This is a genomic window from uncultured Maritalea sp., assembly GCF_937139385.1.
In the GTDB taxonomy this organism is placed as follows: domain Bacteria; phylum Pseudomonadota; class Alphaproteobacteria; order Rhizobiales; family Devosiaceae; genus Maritalea; species Maritalea porphyrae_A.
The window spans coordinates 1-10,367 of sequence record NZ_CAKZPW010000223.1 but is presented as its reverse complement, the minus strand read 5'-3'; the positions used below and the strand labels follow the sequence as shown (position 1 = coordinate 10,367).

General features: G+C 49.4%; 12 protein-coding genes. 10 read left to right on the top strand and 2 right to left on the bottom strand.

The annotated features are described in order from the left end of the window. On the bottom strand, positions 1 to 310 hold a 310-nt coding region (locus Q0231_RS09590; RefSeq protein ID WP_367274484.1), incomplete at its 3' end, for a multicopper oxidase domain-containing protein. Between the two features lie 19 nt (positions 311 to 329). Here Q0231_RS09590 and Q0231_RS09585 point away from each other — a divergent pair. From Q0231_RS09585 to Q0231_RS09565, 5 genes are all read left to right on the top strand, one after another. Then, on the top strand, positions 330 to 902 hold the full coding sequence (locus Q0231_RS09585; protein WP_299347390.1) for a hypothetical protein: 573 nt from the start codon (positions 330 to 332) through the stop codon (positions 900 to 902). A 456-nt stretch (positions 903 to 1,358) separates the two neighbouring features. Further along, positions 1,359 to 2,138, top strand: a complete 780-nt coding sequence (locus Q0231_RS09580; protein WP_269393265.1) for an amino acid ABC transporter ATP-binding protein — start codon at positions 1,359 to 1,361, stop codon at positions 2,136 to 2,138. Positions 2,139 to 2,190: 52 nt separating this feature from the next. Next, complete coding sequence (locus Q0231_RS09575; RefSeq protein WP_269393266.1) at positions 2,191 to 2,913, top strand: transporter substrate-binding domain-containing protein; 723 nt, start codon at positions 2,191 to 2,193, stop codon at positions 2,911 to 2,913. Between the two features lie 63 nt (positions 2,914 to 2,976). Then, on the top strand, positions 2,977 to 3,861 hold the full coding sequence (locus tag Q0231_RS09570) for an ABC transporter permease (RefSeq protein ID WP_269393267.1): 885 nt from the start codon (positions 2,977 to 2,979) through the stop codon (positions 3,859 to 3,861). After that, positions 3,858 to 4,700, top strand: a complete 843-nt coding sequence (locus Q0231_RS09565) for an ABC transporter permease subunit (RefSeq protein ID WP_299347386.1) — start codon at positions 3,858 to 3,860, stop codon at positions 4,698 to 4,700. Before Q0231_RS09570 ends, Q0231_RS09565 begins: the two co-directional genes overlap by 4 nt. Positions 4,701 to 5,568: 868 nt before the next feature. On the opposite strand, the gene hemB is transcribed toward Q0231_RS09565, so the two are convergent. Next, entirely contained in the window at positions 5,569 to 6,582 is a 1,014-nt protein-coding gene (hemB, locus tag Q0231_RS09560; RefSeq protein ID WP_299347384.1) for a porphobilinogen synthase, read from the bottom strand. A gap of 143 nt (positions 6,583 to 6,725) precedes the next feature. Here hemB and Q0231_RS09555 point away from each other — a divergent pair, with 143 nt between their 5' ends. The 5 genes from Q0231_RS09555 to glyA all read left to right on the top strand — a co-directional run. Further along, on the top strand, positions 6,726 to 7,118 hold the full coding sequence (locus tag Q0231_RS09555; RefSeq protein WP_299347382.1) for a hypothetical protein: 393 nt from the start codon (positions 6,726 to 6,728) through the stop codon (positions 7,116 to 7,118). A 163-nt stretch (positions 7,119 to 7,281) separates the two neighbouring features. Next, complete coding sequence (locus tag Q0231_RS09550) at positions 7,282 to 7,791, top strand: winged helix DNA-binding protein (protein WP_269391992.1); 510 nt, start codon at positions 7,282 to 7,284, stop codon at positions 7,789 to 7,791. Between the two features lie 257 nt (positions 7,792 to 8,048). Then, entirely contained in the window at positions 8,049 to 9,251 is a 1,203-nt protein-coding gene (locus Q0231_RS09545; RefSeq protein ID WP_299347379.1) for a L,D-transpeptidase family protein, read from the top strand. A 15-nt stretch (positions 9,252 to 9,266) separates the two neighbouring features. Then, positions 9,267 to 9,470 (top strand): serine hydroxymethyltransferase, encoded by a 204-nt coding sequence (locus Q0231_RS09540; RefSeq protein WP_299347377.1) that lies wholly within the window; start codon positions 9,267 to 9,269, stop codon positions 9,468 to 9,470. 91 nt (positions 9,471 to 9,561) lie between these two features. After that, on the top strand, positions 9,562 to 10,367 hold an 806-nt coding region (gene glyA, locus Q0231_RS09535; protein ID WP_299347375.1), incomplete at its 3' end, for a serine hydroxymethyltransferase.

Here is a 10,367-nt window from a genome sequence, read left to right as displayed (position 1 = left end):
CGTCCATCCGCGCAGAATGTATGCCGTGAAAGTGCATCGAATGCATATGCGATCCGAAATTCCTAAACATAATTCGGATTCGATCTCCTTCCTTTGCACGAAGCGCAGGACCAGGTACTCTACCGTTGAAAGTCCAGGCAGGAAAAAAAACTCCTGGAGCAATTTCAATTTCTTTGTCTTCTGCATTTACTTGAAATGTTCTGAGGGTGCGCCCGTCGGATAAAGTTTCGGTTGTGCCGACATCCCAATCCGTCAACAAAGCCATTGGGTCAAATCCGTTGGCCAAGTTATCGACATCACCGACAGTCATCATATTTCCATGCGAAGCATTGGTTGATGGTCAGCTTAAGGAAGTTGCGCCGCTTGAGAATTTGGAAAACTTTGCGCTTGATGGTGTCGACTATGAAGCCTTTAACACGTCAGGTGGTTTGGGCACTTTGTGCGACACGCTTGCGGGCCGCGCACAAAATGTTTCTTACCGGTCTATCCGCTACCCAGGTCACCGCGATATTTTGCATATTTTGCTCAACGACCTCAAACTGAACAAGCGCCAAGACCTCATGTGCGAAATCTTTGAAAATGGATTGCCCCGCACACGCCAAGACCAAGTGACGGTATTCTGTACAGCAACGGGCATGATTGATGGGCAATTCGAAGAGCGCTCATTCGTCAATGTGTCCACCGCCATGGATGTTGCAGGCCGCAATTGGAGCGCCATTCAAATCACCACAGCGGCCGGCGTAACTGCAGCGATGGATCTGATGCGTCAGGGCCGTTTGCCACAAGAAGGTTTTGTGCGCCAAGAACAAATTGATTTGGATGAGTTTTTGGCCAACCGATTTGGCGCCCTTTATTTGGGCAAGCCGTTCGAAGCACAGGGCGCAACACCTAAAGCGGCATAAGGTATAGACCGCCAAGACTGAGCATTGTGTAACAAGAAATTGCACATTATGCGAAATGATGGGTCAATTTTGAGCAATTCTTTGACTATTCAAGAGATTGCTGACCCTTCATAATCAAATCTTGCAATGTCGGACTTTGTGCTGACATTGCTTTGATCACAAGAGGGGTGATCCGTTTTTGGTTGGAGGACCAAGGACGCGCGCTATAAGTCTTTAAAAGAAGATCATGCGCATCAACGGGAGGAACATGGCGGATTTTTCACACCCAATTGGGCAATGGCCCAAGGCAAGGCTTGCGCCAATTGTTGCGCGCTGCGCTTTTGTGTGCCAATTGCACGCCACAAAATCAAAAGCAGATAGAGATTCGGCCAATTTTGCGCAATTGAGGTCAGTTAAGCCTTTGCAGTTGTTTAAAAATGTGCCTAATCTTTGATCAAAGAGTTCAAGAAAGTCACCATGGTAGAAAACCAAACTCCGGTCATTGAAATCCGAGATCTGCACAAGAGCTACGGCGACCTAGAGGTCCTCAAAGGCATCGATATTGCGGCCAACAAGGGCGACGTGGTTAGTCTTATCGGTTCGTCGGGTTCTGGAAAATCAACCCTGTTGCGCTGCGCCAACCTGCTTGAAGATAGTCAGCAGGGCGAAATATTGTTTGATGGCACCCCCATCAAATGGAAGGGCCAAGGCCTGAGCCGTCAACCAGCTGACAAAGAGCAAGTGATTGCGGTGCGCACAAACCTTTCAATGGTCTTCCAACAGTTTAATCTGTGGTCGCATATGACGATTTTGCAAAATGTGATGGAAGCGCCTTTGACTGTTTTGGGTCAAGACCCCAAAGAAGTTGAAGAACGCGCCCGCATGTTGCTGGACAAAGTGGGCATTGGCGACAAATGTGACGTGTTCCCCGCCATGCTTTCCGGTGGGCAACAACAGCGCGCAGCCATTGCCCGCGCGTTGGCAATGGAACCTGAAGCCCTATTGTTTGATGAACCCACATCCGCGCTTGACCCAGAACTGGAGCAAGAAGTGGTGAAGGTGATCAAGGATTTGGCGAAGGAAGGGCGCACCATGCTTTTGGTGACCCACGATATGAAATTGGCAGCCGATGTTTCTGACAATGTGGTGTTTTTGCACCAGGGTAAATTGGAAGAACAGGGGCCGCCAGCCGAGCTGTTTGGCAACCCCAAATCAACACGGCTAAAGCAATTCCTTAGTGCTGGATCTCACGAATAGGCCGGTGCTAAGGCAATCACAAAACCAAAAAACTTATCCAAGGGAGACTAAAATGAAAAAAATCATTATGTCAGTTGCCATTTTGGCAATGAGCTCAAGCTTCGCGCTTGCAGACACTATTCGCATGGGTACTGAAGGCGCCTACCCTCCATATAACTTTATCAATGATGCTGGTGAAGTTGACGGTTTTGAGCGTGAGTTGGGCGATGAGCTTTGCAAACGCGCAGAACTCACTTGTGAGTGGGTGACCAACGAGTGGGATTCAATTATCCCGAACTTGGTTTCAGGCAACTATGACACTATCATCGCGGGCATGTCGATTACCGACGAGCGTGATGAGGTGATCGACTTCACCCAAAACTACACCCCTCCATCACCATCAATCTATGTTGCAGCATCTGCTGACGTTGATGTAACCACCGGCATTATTGCTGCGCAAACTTCAACCATTCAATCAGGTCATGTTGCTTCTTCTGGCGCAACACTTGTTGAATTTGCAACACCTGACGAAACATTGGCTGCTGTGAAAAATGGCGAAGCTGATGCGGTTTTGGCCGACGTTGATTTCTTGCGCCCTGTGGCTGAAGAATCAAACGGCGAATTGGTTATTGTTGGTGAGCCTGTGTTCCTTGGCGGCGGTGTTGGCCTTGGTGTGCGCGAAAGTGACAATGAACTTCGTGACAAATTTGATGCGGCTATCCAGTCCATGAAAGACGATGGCACATTGAACACGATGATCACAAAATGGTTCGGTGCAGACGCTTACACGTTCTAATCTGATCTAACCTATTTGACGGGGCGCTTGCGCCCCGTCATCTAACATTCAAGAAATGAGCTAATGTTCTCCTTTTGCGCCGAGCCTGACATTCTCGAAGGTCTCCAGTGGGTAACTTGCTACCTCACCACCGGAAAGCACTTCGCATTTTACGCGTCATTTGGCACCGTTATGTTGCTGCTTGCGGTAACTGCGCCCGTGGCGCTTCTGTTTGGTTTTGGTGGCGCAACCGCTGCACGCTCAACCATTGCGCCCTTGCGCTGGTTTGGCAAAGGCTACACAGCCATTGTGCGCGGCATTCCTGATATCGCGTTTTTCATGTTTTTTGTGATCGCGCTTGATCAGGCTTTTGAATTTGTTCGCCACAAAGTTTTGTGCCCCGAATGGACGGACCCGATCCGCCAAGGCAATGATTTTGTGGTCTGTTCCGCAGCCAAATTACCACTGTCTTCTTCCCCCCAATGGATGCATGAGACATATGGGTTTATGCTGGCGGTTTTAACCTTCGCTATCGTTTTTGGCGCGTTCGCGGCCAATGTTTTATATGGCGGCATGGGCGCGGTTCCGCGCGGCCAACTAGAAACCGCCGAAGCTTACGGCATGAGCCGCCGCCAAACATTTTGGCGCATCTTGGTGCCACAAATGTGGATTTATGCGCTTCCCGGCCTGTCCAACCTTTGGATGATTTTGATCAAAGCCACACCGCTCCTGTTCTTGCTTGGGGTAGAAGATATTGTTTATTGGGCGCGTGAATTGGGCGGTTCGAAAACTCAAGTTTTCTCCTATCCGCATCCGGATTGGCGGCTTTATTATTTCCTTGGCCTATTGGTGTTCTATTTATCCCTGACCAAAGTTAGCGAGATCGTTCTGAGCAACCTCACCGATAAGCTATCCAAAGGCCAAGCCACTATGGGTGGCGAATCCCAAAGAAAGGCGGTTGCGTCATGAATGCCTGCCTTCAAACCATTGCAGATTATGGCCTGCGCTCAGTGGGCATTGGCCAACGCCTATTGCCCAAATCTGATTTCACCCTATGCGAGCAGTTCACCCTGATCGGCTCTGGCATGATTTGGAATATTTATTTCGGCCTTATTGCTTTGACCACTGGCTTCTTTTTGGCCACGGCGATTGCAGTTGCGAAAAATTCGAACAATTATTGGGTGCGCAAACCCGCCGAATGGTTCATCTTTTTGTTCCGTGGCTCGCCCTTGTTCATTCAGTTTTTCTTGGCCTATGAAATTTTCGTTCAATTGCCTAAATGGGGCATCGACATAGATTTAGGCTTCACCGAAATTACAGCTGAAACCCGCTGGTTGACCAAGGCCTGGCTTGGGGCGGTGATCGTGTTGTTCCTAAATACCGCCGCCTATTCAGGCGAGATATTTTACGGCGCGTTGCGCTCTGTCCCCAAGGGCGACATTGAAGCAGCGGACGCTTACGGGTTAAGCGGTTGGCCCCGGTTCAAAAGGATCATTTGGCCCACCATGTTGCGCTTGGCTTGGCCTGCTTACACCAACGAAGCAATCTTTTTGTTCCACGCCACAACCTTGGTGTTTTTCTCTGGCTTCCCCGCCTGGCAACAGCGCGGCGACGCGCTTTATTACGCTAGCTATTTCGCAGACAAGACCTTTAACCCGTTTGTTCCTTACCCGATTTTGGGCATGTATTTCATCATGCTGACGCTTTGCGTGATCGGGGTTTACGGGCTGATCAACAAACGCTTGAACCGCCACGTGCCTGCGAACCAACGCCAACGAATTAAGTTTAAGCCGCAGATTATTCGCTAGGTCACCCCACCCTTAATCCTTCCCCATCAAGGGGAGGGACTAAGGGTGGGGGGGGGATAGCTTTCATCACTAAGGCTTTTCAACAGTTCTCAAACACCAATATCTCCGCCATGGATTGCCATGCGAAGGGACAATAATGCGACGCGCGAGACAGTGAATGGCTCTGTTAAAGCGCTTAGAGAAATATGTGTAGAGACAATCCTTGTCTCGCGCCAACCAAATGCTGCATGGCGATCAACTGCCCCGGGGTGCTAAACCCTTCTATCCCCTTGCTCCGCGTTCCATCAAAACTGTTTTGATCTCTTGCGATCATTTGATGAGTGCCAGTTGGCACAGGTGAGAAACAATACCCACCAAACATCTTACAAGCTGCCTTCGGTGTCAGGCTGGACATTTCAATTCAACGCGAACAACAAACGTCTTGTTGTTCGGCCATCCCCTTTTCTTTGAGGGCTGGCACAAGGATTATCCTCATCACCCATCGTCATCCTCGCGAAAGCGGGGATCCAGGCAGGAATGAGCCATATTTACTTACACTTCTGTATTTTGACATTCAGCCCTGGATCCCCGCTTTCGCGAGGATGACGAAGTGTATTGTATCAATCGCCCTGCACAAACTCTTACCGCCCAACATTCGTCAATGCCCTGCGACGGTTTCAAGAAAAGGTGCGATCATTGTGGCATGAGGTTTTGGGGGCGGGGAAAAGTTTTGGGATGAATGGGCAATGGGAACCTAGCGACTGAGCAATGGCGGGGCCGTCCACCGCTTGTGCGGCAAGAGCAAGCGGCACACTGTGAGTTTGAATTTGCGGGTATAAATGAGGCCAGCTTGGTTCGGGGCAAACCTGCAATCCAAGCTGGTTGATGATTAATCGTTCAGCAGTTGCGCCATTTCTTTGGCAAAATAGGTCAAAATACCCGAACATCCCGCGCGTTTAAACGCCACAAGGCTTTCAACCATTGCCGCTTGTTGATCGATTGCGCCGGCTTGGCCAGCAAACACAATCTGTGCATATTCGCCAGACACCTGATAGGCGAAGACAGGCACTTCGAACCGGGTTTTGATTTCGCGCACGATATCAAGATAAGGCATACCCGGCTTGACCATGATCCAATCCGCAGCCTCTAATATGTCTTGCTCAACCTCGCGCATGGCTTCTTCGCGATTGTAGGGCTCTAGCTGATATGTCTTCTTGTCGCCTTTTAGTCGAGATCCAGAACCAACGGCATCTCTGAAAGGGCCGTAGAATGCCGAAGCATATTTTGCCGAGTATGACAAAAGAATTGTATTTTGAAACCCTTCCGCATCCAACCCTTCTCGTATGGCACCAATGCGACCATCCATCATGTCTGATGGAGCTATAATGTCCGCGCCCGCGCGTACTTGATTTAGTGATTGTTTGATGAGGACATCGACAGTCTCGTCATTCAAAATCTGCTCGCCGTCCATCAACCCGTCATGGCCATGACTTGTATAGGGGTCTAGTGCAACGTCGGCGATCAAACCAATTTCTGGCACGGCGCTCTTTATGGCCGAGAGAGCACGGCACATCAAATTGTCCGGATTAAAGCTTTCTTCGCCCATGTCCGAACGGCAGTCTGCGGGCGTGTTGGGGAACAGTGCCAGCGCAGGTATGCCTAACCCATGGGCTTCTTTGGCCGCTTCTACAGCCAAATCAATGCTCAGCCTGTCAACGCCGGGCATGGATTTTACGGGGTCGCGCTCATTAGTCCCCTCAATTACAAATAGCGGCCAAATCAAATCACTGGGTTGAATTGTGTTCTCACGCACCAAATCGCGGCTCCAGCCAAATTGGCGTGACCGCCGAAGGCGACGGCCATTCAGAAAATCCATGTTTGCGCGTGCGAATTTGTTTGTCATAGGTCTCACATCAAATATTAAACTGCTTGGCGCATTTGGAACTTAACTTGATACAATCGTCCAGCTAAATTTATGTAATTTCGCTGCGGCACCTTGCCACGAGTTCAAAAGTTTCGTTATTGAGCACAAAAAAGGAGCGATCAATGGCATTTACAGCACGTCGAATTCGCGTGGCAGCACGTGTCGTTGCGGGCGTAAGTCTATTCGTGGGATTGGCCAATGCGCTCCATGCTCTTGGGGTAAGCGGCAATGTGTCTGACCCTGTGTTGGGGTTTGGCCAATTTGTGTTCGCTGTTCTGACCATAATCGCGGTGGTGCGCCTGTTTGCAGCGGTTGGGCTTTGGGCTTACGCAACCTGGGGCGCTTTTTTGCTGTTGTTTGCAAGCTTGTTAGAGATCGCGCTGGTGGTTCTTGGTGGTGCAGAAATGATCGTCACACCAGCTGGATTCGGCGTAAGCATTCTGCTGCTTTCTTCCGCCGTTGGCTTGCTGGTGTGGCGCGTTATCAATATCAGAATGCAGGTCAAACGGCTGTGATGGTTAGGAAATCCTGAACGCAGGTAAGGTTTGGGAAAGCTAAAAATGTCAAATGTTTCAGTAACATATTTTTAAGTCTGTATCTTAAACTGATCTTATCGCCCGCTCGCTAATTTGGCTGCATAGACACGAAAAATCGTGCGACCAAAACAGTGAGGCAATTATGGCAATGAATACTTTGAAAGTGCAGGCGCATGTGCCTGAAGAAGGGCACACTCTAAAGCCCAGCTATCTTGAAGCAGTTTCGCGCGTTGAGCGCTTACACCGCCGGTTACTTGATCTTATTAAAGACGAATTCGATCGTATGGGGTGGGATGATATTGGTCCCGTTCAAGCGATCATGATGTTTAACATTGGTGATTCAGAGCTTACAGCCGGCGAATTGCGCTCGCGTGGCTACTATCTAGGCTCCAATGTCTCTTACAATCTGAAGAAACTAGTCGACACAGGCTATATTCACCAAGAGAAGTCAAAGACTGATCGCCGTTCTGTGCGCATCAAACTGACGCCAAAAGGTGAAGAAGTGGCCGAAGTTATCGATGAACTTTATGACCGTCATCTGAAATCAATTGCAGAAGTTGGTGGTCTTTCCCAGGAAGAATTTGAGGGGCTAAATACAGCACTTGCTCGCCTTGAACGCTTCTGGGTCGACCAAATCTTGTACAAACTTTAGAAAATTTCTAGGTCCTCAACAGGACTGTTTGGTTGAGCGCGGGTCATGTCGAGTGCATTTTTAGCATCGACATGGCCTTTCGCAGTTCAATCTGCTCAATCAAACCCACATAAAAGTTCAAGTGCACGCATAGTCACAATCATGCCGCAAACGCCCATTATTCAGCATTTGCAAGATTGGCAGGTTGAGGCAATTGCGCTGGGGTGTTAAACCTCGGCAAAATTATCCCTGTTTTGGTGACCATTGGGGCATTTGGCATGAGTTTCTCTAAGAATTACGTTTTGGCAGCGCTGTTGAGCGTCGCATTATCATTTTGCGTTGGTGCCGGTTCTGCATCAGCACAAGACAGCGAAAATGCGCCAAGCGCCGCAATTGAAACCATTGAGCCCATTTTGTCTTACGACACGGCTTATAATCTGCAGCTCGCCATTCAAAAATATGAAGCCATTGTGGCGGCTGGCGGTTGGAAAGAACTGTCGCGCGGAACCTACGGTTTGAAAAAAGGCGCGGTTCAAGGTCATGTGCGTGGTCTTCGTCGCCGACTAGTTGCGACGGGTGATTTGAGCGCGGACCTAAGAATGTCCGATAAATTTGACCAAGATGTTGAAGACGCTGTGCGCTTGCTTCAAGCGCGTCACGGGTTGCGCACAACAGGCATAATTGATCAAGAAACAATGATCACAATGAATGTGCCTGCCACGGAAAAGCTTACACAGCTGCGGCTTAACCTATTGCGCGTGCAAGACGCGGTGAGTGCTCTGTCTGAGCGGTATATCGTTGTGAACATTCCCGCAGCATCGATTGAAGCGGTTGAAAATGGCACCGTACAACGCCGACACACAGCAATTGTTGGGCGCATTGAACGCCCCACGCCGCTTCTGCATTCAAAAGTACACGAGATCAATTTCAATCCCTATTGGCACGTTCCAAAAAGCATCATCCGCCGTGACATCATTAAATACATGAATGATGATCCTCAGTATCTGACCAACTTCCGCATCAAAATCTATGGTGCTGACGGCGAGGAATTGGACCCAGCTTCAATTGATTGGTCAACTGATGAGGCCGTGCAATATGCTTTCCGGCAAGAGCCGGGGGCTGAAAACTCCATGGGCCATGTGAAGATCAACTTCCATAATAAGCATGCCGTTTATTTGCACGACACACCGCAAAAATCACTGTTTGGGCAAAACCGCCGCTTCCATTCTTCTGGATGCGTGCGGGTTGAAGAAGTTGACGAGCTTGTTGCTTGGTTGCTTGCGGGCAATGAAGAATGGAATCAATTGGCTGTTGATGGCGCCTTCGCCTCTGGTGAACGATTAGATGTGCGATTGAAAAGCCCGGTGCCTATCATCACGACCTACATTACCGCTTGGGCAAACCGCCAAGGCGTTGTGTCATTCCGTGAAGATATTTACCAGTTCGACAAGCAAGGACGTGTTGCACTGCTTGACGATTAGGTATTAATTGTTGGCATGAACGAACGTGAATCAAGCGCAATAGGCACCGTATATTTTGAATTTGCCCAAATCGGCGGGCAGGTGCGGATAAACGCGATTCACGAAGCTACGGGCGTCGAAGTTATGGCAATTGCACCAATTCAAGCGACGCAGAACCACATGCGTCAGCTCGCGCTTGGTAAGCTTAAGCGAAAACTTGAGCAACTGAGTAAGCAATAAGTACCATTTAATCCACAGACGGCTTGGATAACCCAATTTCCTATGATAAGCGAAGCGCACCGAAATTGGTCGTTAATCGCGAGGATTTTCCATGACCGAAATTTTTCCAAATTTCTTCTCCAATTCGCTGGCGGATGTCGATGCCGATGTTGCGCGGGCAATTGATGCTGAACTTAATCGTCAGCAAACTGAAATCGAACTGATCGCTTCTGAGAACATTGTTTCAAAAGCAGTCATTGAAGCACAAGGTTCCGTGCTGACAAACAAATACGCAGAAGGCTATCCGGGCAAACGCTATTATGGCGGTTGTCAGCATGTTGATGTGGTCGAGAACTTGGCCATTGATCGCGCGAAACAGCTTTTCGGCTGTGATTTTGCCAATGTGCAGCCAAACTCTGGCTCACAGGCCAACCAAGGCGTATTCCAAGCGCTCATCCAGCCGGGTGACACGATTCTTGGCATGAGCCTTGATGCTGGCGGTCACCTGACCCACGGCGCCAAGCCGAACCAGTCGGGCAAATGGTTTAACGCGGTGCAATATGGTGTGCGTAAAGAAGATGGTCTGTGCGATATGGACCAAGTGCGCGAAATGGCCAAAGAGCATCAGCCAAAATTAATCATTGCTGGTTTCTCTGCTTACTCTCGTTTCCTTGATTTTGCGGCATTCCGTGAAATCGCGGATGAGGTGGGCGCATACTTCATGGTAGATATGGCCCACGTTGCTGGTCTTGTGGCCGGTGGCAAATACCCAAGCCCATTCCCCCATGCGCATGTGGCAACAACCACAACGCACAAAACATTGCGCGGCCCACGTGGTGGCATGATCTTGACCAACGATGAAGCCATCGCCAAGAAGGTCAATTCAGCTATTTTCCCTGGTATTCAGGGTGGACCATT